The following is a 21435-nucleotide window of genomic DNA, read 5'->3' on the forward strand; positions in this document are numbered from 1 at the left end:
CACGTTGGCACCGCGCCCGCGCCGCGTCAACGATCCTTTCCGTTGTCCCGCAGAAATACGACGGGACCGTCCGACGGCTGGTTCTGCAGGTGAAAGCGGTTCGTCAGGAGGTGTCTGCGCCCCCACTCACGCCACGTCCAGGGCGTCACGCGGACTCTCCTCGCAGAATGGGGACATGACTGGGGACGTGATGGGCGACGTGACTGCGGACACGGGCACGATGTACGCCTGGGAGGTGGCCGAGCCAGGCCCGGTCGAGAGCGGGGCGGTCGAGAGCGGGCCGCTGCGGCTCGTCGAGAAACCGGTGCCCGTGCCGGGCCCCGACGAACTCCTCGTCCGCGTCGGCGCCTGCGGTGTGTGCCGCACGGATCTGCATGTCGCCGAGGGCGATCTGCCGGTGCGCCGGGCGCGGGTGACACCCGGTCACGAGGTCGTCGGGCGGGTGGCGGGGATGGGTGCGGAGGTCACCGGGCACAGCGTCGGCGACCGGGTCGGGGTGGCCTGGCTGCGCCGTACCGACGGCACCTGCGCCTACTGTCTGCGCGGGGCGGAGAACCTCTGCCCGGACTCCCGCTACACCGGCTGGGACACCGACGGCGGCTACGCCCAGTACACGACCGTGCCGGCCGCCTTCGCCCACCCGCTGCCCGACGGCCTCGACGGCCTCGACGACATCGCGCTGGCCCCGCTGCTGTGCGCGGGCATCATCGGACACCGCGCACTGCTCCGCGCCGCCCTGCCGCCCGGCGGGCGCCTGGGCCTGTACGGGTTCGGGGGCAGCGCCCACCTCTGCGCGCAGGTGGCGCTCGCGCAGGGCGCGACCGTGCATGTGCTGACCCGGGATCCGGCCGCCCGGCGACTGGCCCTCGACCTGGGCGCCGCGTCGGCGGCGGGGGCGTACGACGCGCCTCCGGAGCCGCTGGACAGCGCGATCCTCTTCGCTCCGGTCGGCGATCTGGTGCCCGTGGCACTGCGCGCCCTGGACCGGGGCGGGGTCCTCTCGATCGCGGGCATCCACCTCAGTGACGTGCCGTCGCTCGACTACGAACGCGAGTTGTTCTACGAGAAGGAGATCCGCAGCGTCACGTCCAACACCCGTGCGGACGCCCGGGACTTCCTGGCCCTCGCGGAGCGCCACGGGGTACGTGCCACGACCCATCCGTATCCGATGTCGCAGGCCCCGGAGGCGCTGAAGGACCTCAAGGCGGGCCGCTTCGACGGGGCGGCCGTCCTGGTCGACGACGGCGGCCCCTGGCGCTGAGCCCATCCCGCTCCTCACGAGGACGGAGTTCCCCGATGCGCTTCAGCCCCTTCGATCCCCACCACGCCTCCTTGGTGGCGAGTTGGCCGGCCACGTCGACGGAGGCGCTGATGTGGTGCGGAGCACGGGAGTTCCCGGTGACGCAGCGGACGGTCTCGGCATGGCAGCGGGAGCCGGACGTGGCGGCCTACGCCCTTGTGGCGGATGAACAGCCCTTCGCATACGGGGAGTTGTGGCTCGACGCCGAGGAGGACGAGGTCGAACTGGCTCGGATCATCGTGGCACCCGGGGTCCGCGGACGGGGCCTGGGCCGAATGCTGGTCCGGGGTCTGCTGGCGGAGGCGCTGCAGACGGGGCTCTCGGAGGTCTGCATGCGGGTCCACCCGCGGAACACCCCAGCCCTGCGCTGCTACCGCGGAGCGGGCTTCGAACCGGTCGACGCGGAGTCGGCCGCGTCCTGGAACACGGGCCAGCCGGTCGAGTACGTCTGGCTGCGACACGGGCACGTCTGAGGCGGGCGCGCGGGTCCGTTCGGGGTGCCGCACGGTAGCGGAACGTTGGTCCGGACGGGGGATTCCTGACGTCGTATCAGCGGTGCGGCGCGTTTCCCATCGTCGGATGTGAAAGGGAGTCGGATGCACAACCGATTTGTACGACAATCATTCCGCTCGGAGGACTTCGTATGCCCGCCTCACCGCTCACCCGCTCCGTCAGCGTCCGCACCGGCGCCGCAGCCCTCTCCACGGTCGCCCTCGCGGGCGCCGCCCTCCTCGGGGCACCGGCCGCCCACGCCGCCCCCGGCGACAACGGCGACGTCAAGATCCACGCGGAGACGACGTCCCCCACCGATCAGCGTACGGAGGCGAAGGTCTGCAAGTTCTATCTGGCCGCCTTCAACTTCGACGGCGTGCAGGGGATCACGTGGACGATCGAGCCACAGCCGGCCGCCTCGGCCAGCGCCACGCTCAACGGCACCCTGACCCTTCCGATCGGCACCGGCTACACGGACACGCTGGCGCTGCCGGACGGCCAGTACAAGCTCACCTGGAAGATCCTCGGCGGGTCGGGTGCGGGCAAGTCGAAGGTGTTCAAGGTCGACTGCAAGCCGGACGCGGCGGTCAAGCCGGACGCCAAGCCGCAGACCCCCAAGGGCGCCGTACCCGCGGGCGGCGGCGGTCTCGCGGAGACGCCGACCGTGTCGACGGTCGCCGCCGCCGGAGCGGTGGGCCTGGTCGGCGTGTCCGGCTTCGTCTACCTCCGGCAGCTGCGTCGCCGGTCCGACGGTGCCGCGTAGGCGCGCGCCCAGGCCCTGGTACCGCACGCGTGCCTACCGCCTGACGAGAACCGCGGTTCTGGCGTTCTCGCTGGTGATGGGCTGCATCTGGTGGTCCGAGGACGACGGCCGGCCCGCTGGGCCGGCCGCCGCCCCGGCGGTGGAACCCGGGGACGCGAAGGCGTCCTCGGGTCCGCCCGCCGCCGCGGCACCGGAGCCCCGGCGCGCCCCCACTCCCGTACGACCCCCCGTCAGCCGTCCCAGCCCGCCGCCCCCTCCTCCCCCGCGACGCCCGTCGGCCCCGCCGCCTCCACCACCCCGGTCGTCCCAGCCACCCCGGCCGGCCGAGCCGGCTCGGCCACCACGGACATCCCGGCCGCCCCAACGCCCCAGGCCGGTCCAGCAGCCGCGCACGCTCGACCGTTCCAAGCCCACGAGCCTGAGCATCCCGGATCTCCGTCTGGAGGCCCCGGTCATCGGGCTGGGCCTTGACCGGCGCCGCCAGCTCACCACCCCGCCGGTCGACAAGCCCAGACTGGCCGGCTGGTACGAGGGCGGGCCGTCACCGGGAGAGGCGGGCACCGCCGTGGTGGTCGGCCATCTGGACACCCGTACCGGACCCGCCGTCTTCGCCGGCTTGAGCACCTTGAAACCCGGTCGGCTCGTCGAGGCCCGGCGCGCCGACGGACGTACGGCCGTCTACACGGTGGACGCCGTCCGCATGTACGCGAAGGCACGCTTCCCCAGCCGGGAGGTCTACGGCGCGCGAAAGCGTCCGGAGCTGCGGCTGATCACCTGCGGAGGCGTGTACGACCGGCGGTCCGGCTACAAGAGCAATGTCGTCGTCTTCGCCCATCTGACGAACACTCTGGAACCCTCCCGCCGCGCCTAGTTGTTGTCACCCGTGCCACACTCCTGCGGGGCGAGGGGGCAACGGGGCTGGGCCCTGTCGTCAAATTCCCGCCTGCCGGGCGAGGGACGGGGCCGTTTCGGTATGGGCGACAGCACTCTGTGGGTGGCCGCGCTGACGGCCGCGACCGCGGTGCTCGCGAGCTGGGTGACCAGCCGCGGCACCGCACGCGCGGCCCGCATCCAGGCGGACGCGGCCGCCGCGACCGTACAGGCGGACGGCCTCAGGGCCGCCCGCCGCGCGGCGTATGTCGACCTCATCGAACAGGCCCAGCGCATGGGCGACCTGTACTGGACGGTCACCGACGCACACGAGATCGGTGACCCCGACGAACGGCTGGCCGCCCTGCGGGAACTGCGGGTCCGGCTGCGCGGCGAGTACGCGGTGCTGCGCCAGCGGGTCTGGGTGGCGGATCTGGAGGGCCCGCCGGAGGTCGCGTCGGCCGCGGACCGGGTGCGCCGCTCCACCAGCGCCAACTACCGCGCGCTCGACGCGATGATCGCCGGTGAGGAGGACGCGGGCCGGCGGTTCAACGACTGCTACGCCCCGTTCTGGGAGTCGGTCGTGGACTTCGTCGGCGTCGCCCGCACCGCCCTGCACGGGACACGGGTCTGAAGCCCGTCACCGGCGGCCGGCAACGGCAGGACGGTCCCGCCCGATCCAGCCCCTCACTGGTCACGGCGGTGTACGGACGCCACCGCGACGACCGCCGCGACCACGGCCCAGACCGCGTAGACGGTCCACGCCCCGCCGGCCGTCCACGGGTGGGCGACCGGCTGGTGACCGACGGCCGTCAGCCGGTTCCACGCTCCCGCCGGCAGGGCGTGGTCGACGACGGCCGCCCAGTGTCGGTCGGCGCTGAAGATCAGGGGCAGCAGCAGGAGGACCACCACGTTGGCCGTCATGGTGGCCGCGCTGTGCCGCAGGACAGCCCCGAGCGCCAGACCGACGAGCGCGGACACCGGCGCGAGAAGCGCGGATGCCACGACGAGACGCAGGGCGCCGGGGTGGTCGATCGCCACACCGGCGCCCCGGCCCGACAGGACGGCCTGGGTCAGGCCGAACGAGGCCGCGGAGACGACCGCCCCGAACACCGTCGTGACGGCCGCGACCACGCACACCTTCGCCGCCATCACCGGGCGGCGGGCCGGTACGGCGGCGAACGTCGTACGGATCAGCCCGGTCCTGTACTCGCCGACGATCACCGAGGCCCCGATGGCGCTGAGGGCCAGCATCAGCAGCATGGCGGCGTCCGTGGAGAACGCGATGGACAGGGGGATGCCGTCCCGGACGAAGTCGGCCCGTGAGGCCGTGTCCCGCTCCGACCAGTAGCGGTACGTGTCATAGGCCATGCCCACGTTGAAGCCGACGACGGTCAGCGCGGTGGCCACCAGGGCCCAGCCGCTGGAGCGCAGCGACCACCACTTGGTCCACTCGGCGGCGACGAGGTCGCGGAACCGGGCGCGGGGCTCGGCGACCTGACCCCGTACGGCCGTGCCCGCGACCGTACCCGCGGCCGTGCTGTCGACGCCGGCCGTGTCGGTCATCGGCCCGCTCCCGCGACATGGTCGACGCTGTCCGCGGTGAGTTCCATGAAGGCCTCCTCCAGGGACGCGGACCGGGTGGACAGCTCGTGCAGCAACACCCGGTGCCGTAGGGCGAGTTCACCGATGCGGTCGGCGCGCAGGCCGGTCACCGTCAGCGTGTCCGTCCCCTGTCGAAGCACCTCCGCCCCCTCCCCCGTCAGCAGTTCCGTGAGTGCCGTGAGGTCGGGGGTCCGTACCGTCACGCTCGGGCGGGTGCCGCGGGCCGCGAATCCGGCCAGGCTCTCGGCGGCGATCAGCGAGCCGCGGCCGATGACGACCAGGTGGTCCGCGGTGTTCTCCATCTCCGACATCAGATGGCTGGAGACCAGCACGGTACGGCCCTCGCTCGCCAACCGGCGCACCAGTCCCCGCAGCCACTTCACGCCCTCCGGGTCGAGCCCGTTGAGGGGTTCGTCGAAGAGCAGCACCGGTGGGTCGCCGAGCAGCGCCGCCGCGATGCCGAGCCGCTGTTTCATCCCGAGGGAGAATCCGCCGATCCGGCGTCGGGACGCGCCCGCGAGGCCCACTTCCTCCAGCACCTCGTCCGCTCTGCGACGGGGAATGCGGTTGGACCGGGCCAGTACGTACAGGTGCGTCCGCGCGGTACGGCCGCCGTGCACGTCGTGAGCGTCCAGCAGCGCGCCGACGTGGCGCAGTCCGCGCGGCCGGTCCCGGAAGTGGCGGCCGTCGACGGTGACGGAGCCGCCGGTGGGCTCGTTCAGGCCGAGGACGATCCGCAGGGTGGTGCTCTTGCCGGCACCGTTCGGGCCGAGGAACCCGGTGACGTGTCCGGGCCGCACGGTGAAGCTCAGCGTGTCGACGGCGGTGGTGTCGCCGTATCGCTTCGTCAGTTCATTGACTTCGATCATGTGCTCAACGGTGGCCGGAAGGGGGGTGGTCGGGCATCCGGCCCGCGCCGACAATCGGGCGGGCCGGTGTCGGCCGGGGATGTACGCCCACGGTCGGATGTCCCGCCGGGAGCGGGTGGTTACGATCGGCGCATGTCCGCCACCCCTCGTCCTGCGCTGCCTCCACCGGCAGATGTGCGGTGACCGTCCGCGTCGTACTCGCCGACGACCAGCCCCTCGTCCGTACCGCGCTGCGCATGGTGATCGCCGACGAGTCCGGTCTGGAGGTGGTCGGGGAGGCCGGAACCGGTGCCGAGGCGGTGGCGCTCACCGAGAAGGAGCGCCCGGACGTCGTGGTGATGGACATCCGGATGCCCGGCATGGACGGCATCGAGGCCACCCGGCTGATCACGCGCGGCTCCGGCGCCACCCATGTCACCCATGTCATCGTCCTCACCACCTTCGATGACGACGACTGCCTCTACGGGGCGCTCAGGGCGGGCGCGGCCGGTTTCCTCGTCAAGGACATGGCTCTGGAGGACATCCTCGACGCGATCCGGGTCGTCGCCACCGGGGACGGCCTGCTCGCACCGAGTGTCACCCGCCGTCTCATCAGGGATTTCGCCGACCGCCCGGTGTCAGCGCCCCCGAACGCGACCCCGAACGCGGTCCCTTCCGCGCGCGGGGTCGGCGGCATCACCGGGCGCGAGCGCGAAGTCCTGGCGCTCGTCGGCGGCGGGCTGTCCAACACCGAGATCGCCGAGCGCCTCTCCATCAGCGTCGCCACCGCCAAGACCTATGTGTCCCGGCTCCTCACCAAGCTGGACGCCCGGGACCGGGTTCGGCTCGTGATCATCGCGTACGAGTCGGGGCTGGTGGAGTCGGGCCGCTGAGGGACCGCAGCCAGTCGGTCAGGAGGCGGTTGACCTCCTCGGGTCGCTCCTGCTGGACCCAGTGGCCGGACCCCTCGACGAGGTGCGAGGAGACCAGACCGGGCAGCGTGTCGGGGAACGCCTTGATCGCGTCGGCCAACCAGGCGATGGACGCGTCGAGTTCACCCGCTACGAAGAGCGACGGCTGGGTGAGGGGGGCGCCGTCGAAGTCGGCGAGGTCCTCCCAGTCCCGGTCCATGCTGCGGTAGCGGTTCAGCGCTCCTGTGAAGCCGGTCCGCTCGAACTCGGCGGCACAGAAGTCGAGTTCCTCGGCCGTGAGCCAGGACGGGCGGTCCTTCACGAACCGGTCCGAGAGCCTGCCGCCCTTCGGGACGAAGAACACCGCGCCCGATCCCGCGCCCTCGCCCGACGCGGGCATCGTGTCGCCGGCCAGCGTCGCGTAGAAGCCGGCGAGCCATCCCCGTACGTCCGGCTCGATCTCCGCCTCCGCGCGGCCCGGCTCCTGGAAGTGGCTGACGTAGAACTCCTCGTCCCCGCCGATCATCGCGAAGACGTCGGTCGGCCTCATACCGCCCCGGGGCGCGTACGGCACCCCGAGCAGGCCGACGGCGGTGAAGACGTCGGGCCTGAGCAGCGCGGAGTCGGCGGCGATGGTCGAGCCCCAGTCGTGGCCGACGATCACCGCGGTCTCCTCGCCGAGCGCGTGGACGACCGCCACGTTGTCCTCGACATGGGCCCCGATCCGGTACGCCTCCACGTCGTCGGGCGCCGAGGAGCGCCCGTAGCCGCGTACGTCGATGGCGACCGCCCGGTAGCCCGCCGCTGCGAGCGCGGGGAGCTGGTGGCGCCATGAGTGCCACAGTTCCGGAAAGCCGTGGACCAGCAGGACCAGCGGGCCGGTGCCCTGTTCGACCAGGTGGATCCGGCCACCGGGAACGTCCACCGTCCGATGCGTGGCGCCCGCCGGGGTGAACGGGCTGGCTTCCTGCGACATACGTCCTCCTCGCTCCGACTGTCCCGAGCGCCGAGCCGCCGAACGGCTCAGCACTCTGCCGCCGATCATGCGGGTGCCTCCGCCGAGCGGCGAGGGACCTTGCCGTTTCGGCAAAACGTGTCGCGCGGCCCGGCCCGGACGACCGGCGGGTTCACGCCGACTCCGAACGGCCGGGCGGCTCGGTGAACCGGACCGCGCGACGGCACGTACTGAAGGAGGGCGTTCACCTCGCGGGTACGCCCGCAACAGGAGTGACGCTGTGTCAGGACAGTCGCACGGGAGCCGTGAATGAGGCATGCACGACGGAATGTTCAGCGAATCGCACGGTTCGCCGCCATCGGCGGGCTGGCCTGCGGAGGGCTGATGGTCACGCAGGCCATGGCGAGCGAGACCTCGTCGGACGGCACGAAGGCTCCCAACGCCGAGACGCGGGCCGCCCGCACGGGACAGGAACTGGTCTCCGAACTGGGCACCTCGCGCACGGCGGGCAGCTGGATCGACGCCAAGGGGCGCCCGGTCGTCGCGGTGACCGACGAGAAGGCCGCAGCCGAGGTACGCGAGGGCGGCGCCGTGGCCAAGGTCGTCCGCTACACCATGAAGGACCTGAAGTCCGCCACCGAGGCGCTGAAGGACGCGCCCAAGGTGGCCGGTACCTCCTGGGCGATGGACTACGCGACCAACCAGGTGGTGGTCCGCGCCGACACCACCGTCTCCAAGGCCGCGTGGGCCCGGCTGACCGCGGTCGCCGAGGATATCGGCGCCTCCGTGCGCATGGAGCGGACCGAGGGCACGTTCACCCCGCGGCTGAACGGCGCGGACGCGCTCTTCGCGGGCTCGGGACGCTGTTCGGCGGGCTTCAACGTGACCAACGGACAGACCGACTTCATCCTCACGGCCGGCCACTGCGGACCCGTGGGGACCTCGTGGTTCTCCGACCAGCAGGGAGCCGAGTCGGTCGGCTCGACCGTCTCCGGCTCGTTCCCCGGCGGTGACTTCTCACTCGTGCAGTACAACGCCGGCACCGCCCTCAGCGGCGCCGACATCGTGACGGTCGGCAACGGCCAGGGGGTGCGGATCATCGGAGCGGCCGATCCGGCCGTCGGCCAGAAGGTCTTCCGCAGCGGCAGCACGACCGGCCTCCAGTCCGGCCAGGTGACCGGCCTGAACGCGACGGTGAACTACCCGCAGGGCACGGTCACCGGGCTCATCGAGACGACGGTGTGCGCCGAACCGGGCGACAGCGGTGGCCCGATGTTCGCCGACGGACTGGCCATGGGCGTCACCTCGGGCGGCAGCGGGGACTGCCAGTCCGGCGGTACGACGTTCTTCCAGCCGGTGACCAAGGCGCTGGACTCGCTCGGCGTGAAGCTGACGATCGATCCCGCGGCGGCCGGTCAGGGCACGCCCCCGTCCGCCGCCACCGACGGCGGCACGGACAACGACGCAGCCGCCGCGGTACCGCCCAGCACGTCCTCGACCGCTCCCGGGGCGGCCCTGCCCGGGGCCATGGGACCGGCTGACACGGGCACCCAGGGGCAGACCGACAACGCCGCCTCGGCACTGGAACGGCTCGGCGAGTACCGGAACCTCGGCCCCGGGCTGTTCGTCATCGCGGGGAGCCTGCTCGCGCTGGTGGCCCTACGGATCCGTTCGGAGCGGGGCCGCAAGCGCTACCGCAACCAGTACTCGCAGAGCTGGGGCTGACACCTGCCCGCCGTGCCGCGGCAGGCAAGCGGGCAGGCAGGCACGGGCGGTTTACTGGGGCCATGACGCACTCCAGTCAGGACACCGGCCGAGCCCCCGTCGACGCCGCCCCCTCCGCCCCCGTGGTCGTCGGCACCCCGGGCTCCTTCGCCCGCAGCGTGCTGGACGAGCGGCACCCGGCCCTCGTCGAGCGCGTCCGGCGGGCCACCCCGTACCCGCCCGAGCACCAGCGCGCACTGGACGCCCTCCTCGACGAGATCACCAAGGGGTCCGTCGAGCGGCTGGACGACGAGGAGCCGGGCGCGGGCCTGTGGCGGGACGAGCCGTACTACGGGCAGCGCTGGGCGGACGTGCCGTTCCTCTGGGCGGAGAGCTTCTTCTACCGCAAACTCCTGGCCGCCCTGCGGCACTTCGCTCCGGGCCCCTGGCTGGGCATCGACCCCTTCGCCCCCTTCAAGAACGCCGAACTCGCGGGCTCCAAGGTCGACGACGAGCTGTCCGCGCTCGACCGCCTCCCCGATCTGCCGCCGGACGAGCAGGACCGTACGCTCCTGCTCTCCTCCCTCTGGGGCAACCGGGCCGACCTCGGCTTCCAACTGTCCGCGGGAGAGGCCGGGTTGGGCGACCGGGTCCAGGGGCTCGTCGTCGACGACTCGGACGCGCTGTGGGACCTCCTCGCGACCGGAGAGACAGGGGGGCACGGAGAGACAAGCGGACCAGGAGAGCCAGGCGGTCCCGGCGGTTCCGGCGCTCCCGGCAAGGTGTGTCTCGTCGCCGACAACGCCGGTCCCGAACTGCTCCCCGACCTCGTCCTCGCCGACCATCTGCTGACCACCGGCCGGGCAGCCTCCGTCGTCCTGCACCTCAAGCCGTACCCGTACTACGTCTCCGACGCCACCACCACCGACACGCTCGCCTGTCTCGACCGGCTGACCGGGGCGTCCGGCCGGGCGGCGGAGATCGGCGCACGGCTGCGGGACGCCGTCGGCGACGGGCGGCTGGTCCTGCGCGGCCACCCCTTCTTCTGCGCGCCGCACCCCTACGACCGGATGCCCACCGACCTCCGGGAGGATTTCGCGTCCGCCACGCTCACCGTCATGAAGGGCGACCTCAACTACCGCCGCCTGGTGGGCGACCGGCACTGGCCCGCCACCACGCCGTTCGCCGCGGCCACCGCGTACTTCCCGGGCCCGGTGGCGGCCCTGCGGACGCTCAAGTGCGACGTCGTGACCGGGCTGGCTCCCGGCACCCTGGCGGAACTGGACGCGGGCGCGGAGTCCTGGCGTACGAGCGGGACGCACGCCCTGATCCAGGTCAGGCGCTGATCCGGGCCGGACCGCCTCCTCGGCAGACGCCGATCCAGGTCAGACCCTGACCGCCGGCCTTCCGTCGTCCGACGTGGCGGGCAGGCCGGTGGCCGACAGCGCGCCGAGCGCCGCCACGGCGGCGAGGACGAGCAGCGCGGCGCCGGTCGTCGAGACGTCGGCCGGTCTGAACACCGTGGCCAGGGCCACTCCCAGCATCGGCCCGATGTTCATCGCGGTCTGCTGGAGCCCGCCCGACACCCCCGCGACCTCGACGGACGCCGCGCGTACGAGGACCGCGGTGGCGGTGACCATCACGGCCACGAAACCGGCACCGAGGAGCAGGAAACAGCAGCCGATCGCCATGGAGCCCGACGTCCGGTCCAGGCGGGACATCAGCAGGGTGGCGAGGGCGACGAGGGCCGCGCCCGCCATGACGGTCCGGCGCGGGCCGAAGCGGCGGAACAGGACCGTGGACAGGGGTGCGCCGGCGACCATCATGAGGGCGAGCGGCAGCGCGTGCAGACTGCTCTGCAGAGGGTCCAGGCCCCGCACGTCCTGGAGGTAGTACGTGCCGAGGAACAGCGTGCCGAACATCGCCGCCGACACCACCACCAGCGCTCCGAGCGCCGAGGTGACCGTCGTCGAGCGGAACACATCGGGCGGGATCAGCGGTTCGGCCGTACGGCGTTCGTGGCGGACGAAGGCGGCGCAGGCGGCCGTCGTGCAGAGGACGCCGAGACCGGTGGCGGCGGTCGCGCCGGAGCCCGGCAGAGCGACCAGGGTGTGGACCAGACAGATCAGCGTCACCGCCAGGAGGCCCGCGCCGGGCAGGTCCAGCCGTACCTCCGAGGTGGGCGCAGGCATGCGGACGGCGAGGGCGACAGCGCCCGCCGCCACCGCGGGTATCACGCTCAGGAAGAAGACCCACCGCCAGCCGAAGTGCGTGATCAGCGCGCCGCCGAGGAGAGGGCCGAGCGCGGCGGCCGCTCCGATCGCGCTGGTGCGCAGGGCGACGGGCATGCCGAGCCGGTCGGGCGGATACGCGGCACGGAGCATGCCCAGGGTGGCCGGCTGCAGCAGCGCCCCGAAGACCCCCTGGACGACACGCAGGGCGATGACCCAGCCGATGCCGGGCGCCAGGCCGAGGGCCGCCGAGGCCAGGGCGAAGCCGAACACGCCGAGGGCGAAGACCCGTCGGTGCCCGTGGCGGTCGCCGAGCCGGCCGGCGAAGACCAGCAGACAGGCGACCGCGATGAGATAGCCGGTGCTGATCCACTGGACCTGCACGAACGAGGCGTCGAGGTCGCGGCGCAGGGTGGGCTGCGCGACGGTCGTCACGGTGCCGTCGAGGGCCACGACCGCGGCTCCCGTGACACCGGCGGCGAGCGTGAGGCGTTGCCGGAGCACCGCGTTCACCGCTCCGGCCCGAGGTGGGCGTCCAGAGCGGCCCGTACGAAGGGTTCGACGCCGTCCGCTCCCGTGGCGAGCCGGAGACTTCCCCAGCCCCACAGCTGTGCGACGCCGTGCAGGTTGGCCCAGAGGGCGCCCGCGACCTCCGGGGCCCGTACGTCGGGGCGGGCCCGGCCCACCAGGTCCGCCATGGCCTCGAAGAGCGGGAGGCTGGTCTCGCGCAGGCCCAGGCGGTTGCTCTCCAGCAGGTCGTGGCGGAACATCAGCTCGTACATGCCGCGGTGGGTCAGCGCGTAGTCGACGTAGATCCGTGCCAGCGCGGCGAGTTGGGCCCTCGGGCCCTTCCGGTCATCTCGCAGTTCCGCGGCTGCCTCGGCTCCCAGTTCGGCGAAGCCCTCCCGCGCGATCGCGGACAGCAGCTCCAGGTGCGTCGGGAAGTAGCGGCGGGGCGCGCCGTGCGAGACCCCGGCCCGGCGGGCGATCTCCCGCAGGGACAGGGCCTGTGCGCCCTCCTGGGTCACCAGTTCCACGCCGACGGCCACGAGCCGGGCCCGCAGCCCTCCTTCGCCCTGTCCCGATCCGGCTTTCGTTGCCGCTGCCGCTTCCCGTTCACTCATAGACACTGTCTACCAGTCCTGCGTAGACAGTGTCTACTCGTGGGTGAGAGAGGGCGGTTCGTCTTTGTGCGGGGTACCGGGAGGGCTGTCACAGGCAGCGCATACCATCACGGGGATGAGCAGCCGGACGTCACAGCGAGCGCGCCGCGTCACCCGCGACGCGGCGCCGTGCCCTGCCCCGGCCGTGCTGCTCGGCGTACTGCTCGCGGTGCTGGTGGCCTGCCTCGGGTACGTGCCGACGCACGGCAGGGCCGCTCCGGCCGCGGCGCCCGTGGTCACCGTCTCCGTCCCGCACGAACGGCTGGCCTCCCCGACGAAGCACGACCAGTGCTGCGGGCTGCCCACGCACGAGGCGCGGGCCGTGCTGCCGGTGGGCGCCCATCCGCTGCCCGCGGTGGCGCCCCGGATGCCCGTCGTGGCGCCCGCGGCCACGGCGGCGCGCGTGCCCGCGCTGCCGCCCGTCCGCGGGGCCCCCGATCTCCATGTCCTCCAAGTGCAGCGGATCTAGACCGGCGTCCGTGTCACGACGTCCGTCCGACCCCTCACCCACCGCCGCCCGCCCGGTCGATCCGGCGCGGCGGGGACAAGGAACGCATTCCCATGAGCAGAACCAGCAAGAAGTCGGCCGCCACGGCACGCAAGGCGCGTATCGAGGAGATGCGCCGCATCGAGAAGGCCCGCGAGCGCCGGAACCGCATCCTGACCATCTCGGTCAGCACGGCCATCGTCGTCGGGCTCGTCGGATTCGGCGCGTACTACGTCGACCGGGCGAACGACAAGGACGAGCAGCAGCAGGCGGCGGCGAAGAAGCCGGTGAAGGGCGAGAAGTCCTGGAACGCGAAGAAGCTGACCCAGAACCATGTCTCGAAGCCCGTGTCGTACCCGATGAATCCGCCGGTCGGCGGCGACCACAACCAGGCGTGGATGACCTGTGACGGCTCCGTCTACACGAAGGCGATACCGAACGAGAACGCGGTGCACTCGCTGGAGCACGGCGCGGTCTGGATCACGTACAACGACAAGGCGGCGGACGCCGATGTGAAGACGCTCGCCGACAAGGTCGCCAAGACGCCCTACACGCTGATGAGTCCGGTCGAGGACCAGGCCGGAGCCCTCATGCTGTCGGCCTGGGGCAAGCAGCTGACCGTCGAGAAGGCGTCCGACCCGCGGGTCCAGCAGTTCCTCACGAAGTATGTGCAGGGCCCGCAGACCCCCGAGCCGGGAGCCGCCTGCACCAACGGCGTCGACGCGGCCTGACGGACACCGCCCCGGGCGTCTAGGCGGCCGCCGGCGACAGCAGCCAGGTCAGGACCAGCATGGTCTCCAGGTGGCGTCCGGGGTCCGGGCAGGTGCCGTCGGTGAGCTGGGTGATCTGGCGGAGGCGGTAGCGGACCGTCTGTTCGTGCACGTGCAGACGGTCCGCTGTGAGCACGGCGTTGTCCCCGCAGCGCAGGTACACCAGCAGGGTCTCCAGCAGCGGTTCCCGGCGCCGGGGCGCCAGTTCGAGGAGCGGCCCGAGCAGGTCCGCCGCGGCGGCCTCCAGGAGGTCGCCCGACCGGAACGCCGTCAGGGCGGCCAGTTGGTCGACGCAGCGCAGCGGGGCGGCGGCGGGCAGCAGGCCCCGCTCGATCAGCTCCAGACCGCGCCGCGCCCAGCGCAGCGACACCGCGCCCCGGCCGGGGGGTACGGTCGGCCCGAGCACGGCCCCGATGGTCCTCGGCAGCCAACGCGGCCCGGGCGTACGGGGATCGGGCAGGACCAGATAGGGCGCGGCGGGGCTGCGGTCGGCGAGCACCTCGGGCGGCAGCACCCGGGTCTGCGGATGGTCGCCCGGTGGCAGGGCGAGGACGGCGAGCGTGCCGGGCAGCCGCCAGTCGGCCGCCGCGGCGAGTTCGGCGAGCGGCCGGGTCCTGTCGTCGGGGTCGGCGACCAGCGCGTCCCGCAGCCGGTCCCGCTGCACGTCGAGCGGGGCGCGGTGGCACTCCTCGGCGTAGCCGCGCGAGGCGGCCGCGATGGCCGTGCCGATCAGGGTGAAGGTGTCCTCGGTGAGCGTGGCCAGCAGGGGCGCGGGCCAGTGCAGCCGGTACGCGTCCTCGATGAGCCGTCGGCACGCCACCCGCCCCGCCAGGTCCAGGGCGTCGCGCAGCACGTCGAGCGGGCAGCCGAGGAGGCCGTGCCGGGCGCCGATGCGTTCGTACAGGGCGATGACCTCGGCCGTGGCGGCCTGCCCCGCCCGGGTGGCGTCGTGGATCGAGACGAAGCAGCTGACCGTGCGGTCGATGATGTGGCGCACCGAGTAGCCGTGGGTGCCCTCGACGGCGTGCGTGTAGTGCGGCAGACCCGTGCGTACCGCCTCCTCCATCTCGTCGATCGCGGCAGGAATGCGCCGCAGCAGCATCCGGCGCGTCTCGCGCGGAAGCGGTGCGGTGTCCTGCGGGCCCAAGGCACGTGCGTGCGTGGGGGTCATGGCACCTCCCGTGGGTTCCCGTGGGGCTGGGCAAGACTGCGGGTCCCGTGTGAGGTACGCCAGATTCCGTGCGTGAACCGGTCGCGAAAGTGTCATGCGCCTTACACTCCGGACCACGGCGACCCACCGTCCGGTGCTAGGCGCTCCGCTGGTTGCGCGTGTGGTGGATCCGCGGGTCGGCAGGCCGGTTGTTCTCCGCAGGCCGGTGGGGGCTGGGCGCGCAGTTCCCCGCGCCCCTTGCGGGGCCCGATGACCCCTGTTTTCAAGGGAGTTGGACGTGGCAGGTGTTGGTTCGCCGTTACCCAGGCGTCCTTGGCGTGAGTTGCCTCCGGGGCTGGCCCCGCTGCTGAGGGCCCGGCTTCCGGAGCTGACGACGGAGATGGTCCAGGCCATCCGCCGAGAGGTACGCGGCTACCGGCAGCCCATCGGCTCCGCCGTCGCGCAGGACCTCGCGGAGGCCGTGCGGCTGGCGGCCACCCAGTTCACCGAGCTGGTCGAGGAGCCGGACGGGCCGCAACAGCACTATGTGCCGCGCTTCAGGCGGCTGGGCAGGCTGGAGTATCTGAACGGGCGGGGCACGGAAGGACTGCAGGCCGCCTACCGCATCGGCGCCCGGGTCGCATGCCGCCGCTATGCGGACGTGGCCCGGGAGGCCGCGTTCTCCGGCGAGATAGCCGTCCCGCTGAGCGAGGCCGTCCTCACGCACATCCACGCGCTGGCCGAGGAGTCGGTGACGGGCTTCGAGGAGGCCCGGGCCGGCGCGGCCGACGAGGTGCTGCGGGCCCGCCGGCTGCTGGCGGCACGGCTGCTGGAACGCCGGCGCGATCCGCTCGCGGAACCCCTGCCCGACCTCGCCCGCCGGGCCGCCTGGCCGCTGCCGGAACGCGTCCGGTGCGCGGTCCTGCCCGCCTCCGCCGACGTGGGCGCGGTCGACGAGGAGGTGCTGCGGGTGAGCCGGGGCGGTGAACTGCACCTGGTGGTGCCCGACGACGGCCTGCTGGGCCCGCTGGAGGGAGCGCACGCGGCGGTGGGCCCGAGTGTCGCGCCGGCCGAGGCCTGGGTGTCGCTGCACTGCGCCCGGCTGGGCCGGCGCCTGGGGCGGCTGAGGACCGAGGAGCATCTCGCGGAACTGCATCTGCTGCACGGCGCCCCGATCGGGGCCCTGCTCCGCGACCGGGTGCTCGACCCCCTGCGCGCCCTGCCGCCGGGCAAGGCGGAGCGGCTCACGGACACGCTCGAAGCGCTGCTCTCCTCCGGCGGGCGCACGGCCCCGGAGGTGGCCGCCGCACTGGGCATCCACCCGCAGACGGCCCGCAACCGGCTGCGCCAACTCGCGTCCCTGTACGGCGAGAAGCTGGCCGACCCGGCGTTCCGGTTCGACGCGCAGCTCGCGCTGCGCACCAGGTCCGTACGCCGTTCCGTGCTGCCCTGACAAACTTCCCCGCACGATTGAGCAGTTGAACCAGAAGCGCTACTGACCGCACGTCAGCATGCTCTGCCCGCATGAGACATGTGAGCACCCGCACCGTGAAACGCTTCGGCCACCTGTCCGGCGCCGCCGCCCTGGCGGTGAGCGTGAGCGTCCTCCCCCAGGAGGCTCAGGCCGGACCCGGGGACTACCAACGGGGCCCCGACCCCACCGAACAGTCCATCACCGCCGAGCGAGGCCCCTTCGCCACCGCGCAGACCACGATCGACGGGCCGACGTTCAAGCAGGGCACCGCCTACTACCCCACCGACACGAGTCAGGGCACGTTCGGGGCCGTCGTCGTCAGCCCGGGTTTCGTGACGCCGGAGGCGCTGATCAGCTGGTACGGCCCGCGCCTCGCGTCCCAGGGCTTCGTCGTCCTGACGCTGGAGACCGAATCCGGCTTCGACCAGCCCGACGACCGCGCCACCCAGATGCTCAACGCACTCGACTACCTCGTGCGGTCCAGCTCCGTACGGACCCGCATCGACCCCAACCGCCTTGCGGTGATGGGCCATTCGATGGGCGGCGGGGGCTCCCTCAAGGCGTCCGAGTCGCGGCCCTCGCTGAAGGCGGCCGTGCCGCTGATGCCCTGGAACAACGACAAGACCTGGCAGACCGACCGGGTACCCACGATGATCATCGGCGCCGAGAACGACGTGATCGCCTCGCCGGGCTCGCACGCGGAGGTGTTCTACGACAGCCTCACCGCCGCGCCGGAGAAGGCCTACCTGGAACTCAGGGGCGCCGACCACAACGTGGCGCTCTCCTCCGACGTGACGATCGCGAAGTACAGCATCGCCTGGCTGAAGCGCTTCGTCGACGAGGACGTGCGGTACGACAAGTTCCTGTGCCCGGCGCCCGCGACGAACACCCGGATCAGCGAGTACCGCAGCACCTGTCCCACCGGCTCCTGATCGCCTCCCGGAACACCGCCGTCAGGCGCCCGCCCCGTGACGGGGGTGGGCGCCATGTCGTGCACGGCACTCATTGATGTTGCGCAGATTGTTGACCGTCGACGGGAGCATGCCTAACTTCACTGAGGCCCCGGTCCCTGCCCCGGTCCCTGCTCCCTCCAGTCCCCGCTCCCTCCAGTCCCTGCCCCTCCCCCGCCCCGGAAGGGATCCTCCATGAAACGCCGTCTCCTGCTCCCGGTCGCCGTCCTGCTGTTGGCGAGCGCGACCGCGGCCCCGGCCCGCTCCGCCACCACGGGGGACGCGGGCGCACAGGACGTGCGCGCACAGGACCTGCGCACGGAGGACGTGCACGTGGAAGGCACCCTGCCCTCCGGCGCGACGTACGTCATGGACGTCCCCGCCGGCTGGAACGGCACCGTACTCCTGTTCAGTCACGGCTTCCGGCCCAGGGGCGCGCCCAACCCGGCCCAGAACGTCACCGACGCCGCCACCCGCGGCCTCCTCCTCACGGACGGGTACGCGCTCATCGGCTCGTCGTACGCCACCACCGGGTGGGCGGTGGAGCACGCGGTGCCGGACCAGCTGGCGACGCTCGACGCCTTCACCGAACGGTTCGGGGCGGCCCGGCGGACCCTCGCCTGGGGCCAGTCCTACGGCGGGTTCGTCACCACGCGGATCGCCGAGCACCACGCCGACCGCGTCGACGGCACCCTGTCCGTCTGCGGCCTCGTGCACGGCGGTGTCGCCAACTGGAACAACACCCTCGACCCGGTCTTCGCCCTCAAGGCCCTCCTCGCACCCGACGCCGCCATCCCGCTGGCCGGCTTCCCGGACCAGGCGACCGCCGCGGCCGCCGCCGGCGCGTTGAGCGGGATCGTCACCGAGGCGCAGAACTCCGCGGCCGGCCGCGCCCGTATCGCCCTCGCGGCGGCCCTGCACAACATCCCCGGCTGGAACGACCCCTCCCAGCCCCGCCCGGCGCCCACCGACTGGACCGCCCAGCAGGCCAACCAGTACACCGCCGTCCGGGGACTCCTCGCGACGGCGGCGTTCAGCTGGCGGCAGGACACGGAGGCACTCGCGGGCGGCAACGCGTCCTGGAACACCGGGGTCGACTACACGAGGATGCTGCGCGCGTCCTCGGCGTACGAGGAGGTCAAAGGCTTGTACAAGGCCGCGGGGCGCTCCCTCGCGGACGACCTCGGCACACTGAACAGGACTCCGCGCATCAAGGCCGACGGGGCCGCGGTCGACTGGATGAGCCGGACCAGCGCCTTCACCGGCAGGCTGACGAAGCCGCAGCTCACCCTCCACACCACCGGCGACGCCCTCGTCCCCGTGCAGACGGAGAGCGCCTATCTGCGGGCCGCCACCGCGGGCGGCTCCCGGCACCTGCTCCGCCAGACGTACGTCGACAACGCGGGCCACTGCACCTTCAGCCCCGCCGAACAGCTAGCCGCGCTGGACACGCTGGAGATGCGGGTCGACACGGGCCGGTGGGGCGACACGGGAGCGGCGGCCCTCAACTCGCGTGCCGCGCAGGCCGATCCGACCACCCCGGCCCGCTACACCGCCTACCGGCCCACCGCGTACCCGCGCCCGTACGACCTGGCCCATCCGGGCGACGCCCACCGGCCCTGAGACGTCCTGCCCGGCGTGGGAACCGGCCGGGCTCCCGGGCGTTCCGCATCCTCTCCTCGACGCACGCGACCGGCATCCGGCCGCTCGCCGCTTCGACGAGGAGGAAGTTCCCGTGCCGGTACGCCCCACATTTCGCAGGACGCCCCTGTCGCTGACCGCGGCGGCCGTACTGGCCGTCACGGGCTGGACCGCGGTGGGAGCACCCGCGGGGGCGCCACCCCGGCACCGGGCACCGGAGCCGCCGGCCGCGGCGACCGTCTGCTCCCCCGCGGGCACCCTGAAGGGGCCTGGCGGACAGCGGGCCTCCGTCAGTCTCTGCGCGAGCGGCGGCGGCGCGGGAACGTCCCTGTCGGCCCCGGCCACCTGCCGCCGTTCCGGGACCACCGTCCGGTACGCCTGTCTGACCTCGGGGACCTGGACCCTGCGGCGGGACGGCCGCACCGTCGCCACGGGCCCGCTGCCCGGCGGCCGGGAGACCCCGGGGCCGGGAACCTACGAGGTCAGCGGCGCGGTGCACGTCCGTTCGTCGCCCGCGGGTGTGGACCTGCGCGGGACGGTCCGCGCCACGCTGACCCTCACCGACCCGAAGCCCGTCGCCACGCACCGCATCGAGGTCGACCGGCACACCCTGCGGCCGCACGGGTCGGCCACGCTGACGTACACCGTCGCGCGCGACAGCGACGCCGGGGACGGGAGCGCCCGGTTCGGGCTGATCGGGGAGGAGGCCTCGGGAGTGGAGCTGACCACGTCCGACGCCCGCTGCGTCAACCCGCTCACCGGCCGCCATCCGTCGACGGCCCGCAGCATGTACGCGCTGGACTGCGCCCTGACCGACCTCCAGCCGGGCCGCCCGTCCACGGTGGTCGTCCACGCCAGGGTCGCGGACGCCTGCACGAGCATCGTCTCGAAGCTGGGGTACTGGATGCCGCGGGGCCAGACCTTCCACACCGGCGGGATGCTGGCGGGGCCCACGGTCGGCTGCGACCCCTCGACCGACCGGGGCCGCTGACCTCGTAGAACTGCGAAAAGAGTACGGGCCGGCCTCCGAGGAGGCCGGCCCGTCCCATGCGCTCGTGTACGACCGCGGTGTCAGGACCGCGGCGGATTGTCGTCCTTGCCCGACCCGAACTGGTCCTTCAGCCTGTCCTGGGCTGTGTCGACCTGACCGCTGTACTTGCCCTGAGTCCTGTCATCGACGAGGTCGCCGGCCTTGTCGATGCCCTTGCTCGTCTGCTCCGGGTGGCCCTTGAGCATGTCCTTGAGCTTGTCCATAACGGACATGAGTCATCCTCCTGATCGGTTCACCCCTACGTATCAAGGGTCACCGCAAGCGGCGGGTTTCGCATCCGGGGCGGAAAAGGCAGGTCGGAGGCGGTTCACGGCGGGGTCCGGGGACGTTACTGGGCCTCCGTGCGGCACTCCGGGTGGCCCCAGCCGTCAGGGTTTTTTGCGATGGTCTCGCCCGCCGCGTACGAGCGGCCGCAGCGGCAGCGGCCGGGGAACTTGGCCTTGAGCGTGCGCGAGGAGGACGCCGAGGAGGACGTGGACGACGAGGAGGTGCGCTTCTTCGCGGAGGCCGCCTTCGGGGTCGCCTTCTTGGCCGCCGGGGACTTCGGCGGCTCGGGAGAGCCCTGCTCGCTGCCCGCCGGCTTCTGGACGAAAGCGGCCTGGCTCGCCGCCCGGTCCGCGAAGTCGTTGAGGGGATCGCCGTCGACCTGGTGCGCGGGCACGTACCGGAACTCCACCGAGCGTCCGTCGAGCAACTCGTCGATGCGTACGACGAGTTCCTGGTTGGCCACGGGCTTGCCAGCGGCCGTCTTCCAGCCCTTGCGCTTCCAGCCCGGCAGCCAGGTGGTGACCGCCTTCATCGCGTACTGGGAGTCCATCCGGATCTCCAGCGGCACGCCCGGGTCCACGGCCGTCAACAGCCGTTCCAGTGCCGTCAGTTCGGCGACGTTGTTGGTCGCGGTGCCGAGCGGGCCCGCCTCCCATTCCGTGGGGGTTCCCGTGCCGTCACCCACGACCCAGGCCCAGCCTGCGGGGCCCGGGTTTCCTTTCGACGCCCCGTCACATGCGGCGATCACGCGTTCAGCCATGGGCACGATCATGCCAGGGGCGCGGGGCGGGGTCGGGCACTGG

Annotated in this window: 22 protein-coding genes; 14 read left to right on the forward strand and 8 right to left on the reverse strand. The window is 72.7% G+C overall.

Annotation, left to right across the window (positions count from 1 at the left end):
- Nucleotides 1-220: 220 nt before the first annotated feature.
- The 5 genes from J8N05_RS25990 (at nt 221) to J8N05_RS26015 (ending at nt 4059) form a co-directional block, all read left to right on the forward strand.
- Nucleotides 221-1261 carry a zinc-binding alcohol dehydrogenase family protein gene (locus tag J8N05_RS25990; RefSeq protein WP_210890386.1) on the forward strand — a complete coding sequence of 347 codons (1041 nt, stop codon included), beginning with the start codon at nt 221-223 and terminating at the stop codon, nt 1259-1261.
- A gap of 35 nt (nt 1262-1296) precedes the next feature.
- A complete protein-coding gene (locus tag J8N05_RS25995; RefSeq protein WP_210886562.1) occupies nt 1297-1773 on the forward strand; it encodes a GNAT family N-acetyltransferase in 477 nt (158 codons plus the stop codon).
- A gap of 170 nt (nt 1774-1943) precedes the next feature.
- On the forward strand, nt 1944-2555 hold the full coding sequence (locus J8N05_RS26000; RefSeq protein WP_210886564.1) for a hypothetical protein: 612 nt from the start codon (nt 1944-1946) through the stop codon (nt 2553-2555).
- Nucleotides 2545-3426 carry a class F sortase gene (locus J8N05_RS26010; protein ID WP_247706489.1) on the forward strand — a complete coding sequence of 294 codons (882 nt, stop codon included), beginning with the start codon at nt 2545-2547 and terminating at the stop codon, nt 3424-3426. Before J8N05_RS26000 ends, J8N05_RS26010 begins: the two co-directional genes overlap by 11 nt.
- 102 nt (nt 3427-3528) lie before the next feature.
- Nucleotides 3529-4059 (forward strand): hypothetical protein, encoded by a 531-nt coding sequence (locus J8N05_RS26015; RefSeq protein WP_210886565.1) that lies wholly within the window; start codon nt 3529-3531, stop codon nt 4057-4059.
- Between the two features lie 53 nt (nt 4060-4112).
- On the opposite strand, the gene J8N05_RS26020 is transcribed toward J8N05_RS26015, so the two are convergent.
- Together J8N05_RS26020 and J8N05_RS26025 are read right to left on the reverse strand one after the other, a co-directional pair.
- A complete protein-coding gene (locus J8N05_RS26020; protein ID WP_247706490.1) occupies nt 4113-4991 on the reverse strand; it encodes an ABC transporter permease subunit in 879 nt (292 codons plus the stop codon).
- On the reverse strand, nt 4988-5899 hold the full coding sequence (locus J8N05_RS26025; RefSeq protein ID WP_210886567.1) for an ABC transporter ATP-binding protein: 912 nt from the start codon (nt 5897-5899) through the stop codon (nt 4988-4990). Before J8N05_RS26025 ends, J8N05_RS26020 begins: the two co-directional genes overlap by 4 nt.
- Before the next feature lie 179 nt (nt 5900-6078).
- Here J8N05_RS26025 and J8N05_RS26030 point away from each other — a divergent pair, with 179 nt between their 5' ends.
- On the forward strand, nt 6079-6771 hold the full coding sequence (locus tag J8N05_RS26030; RefSeq protein ID WP_210886570.1) for a response regulator transcription factor: 693 nt from the start codon (nt 6079-6081) through the stop codon (nt 6769-6771).
- On the opposite strand, the gene J8N05_RS26035 is transcribed toward J8N05_RS26030, so the two are convergent.
- Nucleotides 6731-7765 (reverse strand): alpha/beta fold hydrolase, encoded by a 1035-nt coding sequence (locus J8N05_RS26035; protein WP_210886572.1) that lies wholly within the window; start codon nt 7763-7765, stop codon nt 6731-6733. The two genes, J8N05_RS26030 and J8N05_RS26035, sit on opposite strands and share 41 nt — an antisense overlap.
- Before the next feature lie 288 nt (nt 7766-8053).
- Between J8N05_RS26035 and J8N05_RS26040 the strand changes: the two genes are divergently transcribed.
- Both J8N05_RS26040 and J8N05_RS26045 read left to right on the forward strand, forming a co-directional pair.
- On the forward strand, nt 8054-9469 hold the full coding sequence (locus J8N05_RS26040; RefSeq protein WP_210886574.1) for a S1 family peptidase: 1416 nt from the start codon (nt 8054-8056) through the stop codon (nt 9467-9469).
- A gap of 62 nt (nt 9470-9531) precedes the next feature.
- On the forward strand, nt 9532-10794 hold the full coding sequence (locus J8N05_RS26045; RefSeq protein ID WP_210886576.1) for a damage-control phosphatase ARMT1 family protein: 1263 nt from the start codon (nt 9532-9534) through the stop codon (nt 10792-10794).
- 39 nt (nt 10795-10833) lie between these two features.
- Here J8N05_RS26045 and J8N05_RS26050 read toward each other — a convergent pair whose 3' ends face one another.
- Nucleotides 10834-12192, reverse strand: coding sequence for an MFS transporter (locus J8N05_RS26050; protein ID WP_210886578.1), 1359 nt, complete (start codon nt 12190-12192; stop codon nt 10834-10836).
- The gene (locus tag J8N05_RS26055; protein WP_210886580.1) at nt 12189-12803 is read right to left on the reverse strand and encodes a TetR/AcrR family transcriptional regulator; all 615 of its coding nucleotides are present in this window, start codon (nt 12801-12803) and stop codon (nt 12189-12191) included. Before J8N05_RS26055 ends, J8N05_RS26050 begins: the two co-directional genes overlap by 4 nt.
- 115 nt (nt 12804-12918) lie before the next feature.
- On the opposite strand from J8N05_RS26055, the gene J8N05_RS26060 reads away from it, so the two are divergent.
- Together J8N05_RS26060 and J8N05_RS26065 are read left to right on the forward strand one after the other, a co-directional pair.
- Nucleotides 12919-13311: a hypothetical protein gene (locus tag J8N05_RS26060; RefSeq protein ID WP_210886582.1), complete on the forward strand. Its 393-nt coding sequence runs from the start codon at nt 12919-12921 to the stop codon at nt 13309-13311.
- A 92-nt stretch (nt 13312-13403) separates the two neighbouring features.
- A complete protein-coding gene (locus J8N05_RS26065) occupies nt 13404-14060 on the forward strand; it encodes a DUF3105 domain-containing protein (RefSeq protein ID WP_210886584.1) in 657 nt (218 codons plus the stop codon).
- Nucleotides 14061-14079: 19 nt separating this feature from the next.
- Here the strand turns inward: J8N05_RS26065 and J8N05_RS26070 are convergent, their stop codons facing one another.
- Entirely contained in the window at nt 14080-15270 is a 1191-nt protein-coding gene (locus tag J8N05_RS26070) for a helix-turn-helix domain-containing protein (protein WP_210886586.1), read from the reverse strand.
- A 277-nt stretch (nt 15271-15547) separates the two neighbouring features.
- Here J8N05_RS26070 and J8N05_RS26075 point away from each other — a divergent pair, with 277 nt between their 5' ends.
- From J8N05_RS26075 to J8N05_RS26090, 4 genes are all read left to right on the forward strand, one after another.
- Complete coding sequence (locus tag J8N05_RS26075; RefSeq protein WP_210886589.1) at nt 15548-16702, forward strand: helix-turn-helix domain-containing protein; 1155 nt, start codon at nt 15548-15550, stop codon at nt 16700-16702.
- 71 nt (nt 16703-16773) lie between these two features.
- Nucleotides 16774-17655, forward strand: a complete 882-nt coding sequence (locus J8N05_RS26080; protein WP_210886591.1) for a poly(ethylene terephthalate) hydrolase family protein — start codon at nt 16774-16776, stop codon at nt 17653-17655.
- Between the two features lie 213 nt (nt 17656-17868).
- Entirely contained in the window at nt 17869-19296 is a 1428-nt protein-coding gene (locus J8N05_RS26085) for an alpha/beta hydrolase family protein (RefSeq protein ID WP_210886594.1), read from the forward strand.
- A gap of 112 nt (nt 19297-19408) precedes the next feature.
- Nucleotides 19409-20305 (forward strand): hypothetical protein, encoded by an 897-nt coding sequence (locus tag J8N05_RS26090; protein ID WP_247706491.1) that lies wholly within the window; start codon nt 19409-19411, stop codon nt 20303-20305.
- 80 nt (nt 20306-20385) lie between these two features.
- Here J8N05_RS26090 and J8N05_RS26095 read toward each other — a convergent pair whose 3' ends face one another.
- Both J8N05_RS26095 and J8N05_RS26100 read right to left on the reverse strand, forming a co-directional pair.
- Nucleotides 20386-20577, reverse strand: coding sequence for an antitoxin (locus tag J8N05_RS26095; RefSeq protein ID WP_210886597.1), 192 nt, complete (start codon nt 20575-20577; stop codon nt 20386-20388).
- A 116-nt stretch (nt 20578-20693) separates the two neighbouring features.
- On the reverse strand, nt 20694-21404 hold the full coding sequence (locus J8N05_RS26100) for a ribonuclease H family protein (RefSeq protein ID WP_210890389.1): 711 nt from the start codon (nt 21402-21404) through the stop codon (nt 20694-20696).
- Nucleotides 21405-21435 lie beyond the last annotated feature (31 nt).

The sequence above is a fragment of the Streptomyces liliiviolaceus genome (genome assembly GCF_018070025.1).
GTDB classification, from domain to species: domain Bacteria; phylum Actinomycetota; class Actinomycetes; order Streptomycetales; family Streptomycetaceae; genus Streptomyces; species Streptomyces liliiviolaceus.

Coding starts and splice junctions, on each gene's coding strand:
- J8N05_RS26100 (WP_210890389.1), bottom strand. CDS start 21,404: ATGATCGTGCCCATGGCTGAACGCGTGATCGCCGCATGTGACGGGGCG.
- J8N05_RS26025 (WP_210886567.1), bottom strand. CDS start 5,899: ATGATCGAAGTCAATGAACTGACGAAGCGATACGGCGACACCACCGCC.
- J8N05_RS26035 (WP_210886572.1), bottom strand. CDS start 7,765: ATGTCGCAGGAAGCCAGCCCGTTCACCCCGGCGGGCGCCACGCATCGG.
- J8N05_RS26015 (WP_210886565.1), top strand. CDS start 3,529: ATGGGCGACAGCACTCTGTGGGTGGCCGCGCTGACGGCCGCGACCGCG.
- J8N05_RS26060 (WP_210886582.1), top strand. CDS start 12,919: ATGAGCAGCCGGACGTCACAGCGAGCGCGCCGCGTCACCCGCGACGCG.
- J8N05_RS26065 (WP_210886584.1), top strand. CDS start 13,404: ATGAGCAGAACCAGCAAGAAGTCGGCCGCCACGGCACGCAAGGCGCGT.
- J8N05_RS26045 (WP_210886576.1), top strand. CDS start 9,532: ATGACGCACTCCAGTCAGGACACCGGCCGAGCCCCCGTCGACGCCGCC.
- J8N05_RS25990 (WP_210890386.1), top strand. CDS start 221: ATGTACGCCTGGGAGGTGGCCGAGCCAGGCCCGGTCGAGAGCGGGGCG.
- J8N05_RS26070 (WP_210886586.1), bottom strand. CDS start 15,270: ATGACCCCCACGCACGCACGTGCCTTGGGCCCGCAGGACACCGCACCG.
- J8N05_RS26040 (WP_210886574.1), top strand. CDS start 8,054: ATGAGGCATGCACGACGGAATGTTCAGCGAATCGCACGGTTCGCCGCC.
- J8N05_RS26020 (WP_247706490.1), bottom strand. CDS start 4,991: ATGACCGACACGGCCGGCGTCGACAGCACGGCCGCGGGTACGGTCGCG.
- J8N05_RS26085 (WP_210886594.1), top strand. CDS start 17,869: ATGAAACGCCGTCTCCTGCTCCCGGTCGCCGTCCTGCTGTTGGCGAGC.
- J8N05_RS25995 (WP_210886562.1), top strand. CDS start 1,297: ATGCGCTTCAGCCCCTTCGATCCCCACCACGCCTCCTTGGTGGCGAGT.
- J8N05_RS26095 (WP_210886597.1), bottom strand. CDS start 20,577: ATGTCCGTTATGGACAAGCTCAAGGACATGCTCAAGGGCCACCCGGAG.
- J8N05_RS26080 (WP_210886591.1), top strand. CDS start 16,774: ATGAGACATGTGAGCACCCGCACCGTGAAACGCTTCGGCCACCTGTCC.
- J8N05_RS26055 (WP_210886580.1), bottom strand. CDS start 12,803: ATGAGTGAACGGGAAGCGGCAGCGGCAACGAAAGCCGGATCGGGACAG.
- J8N05_RS26000 (WP_210886564.1), top strand. CDS start 1,944: ATGCCCGCCTCACCGCTCACCCGCTCCGTCAGCGTCCGCACCGGCGCC.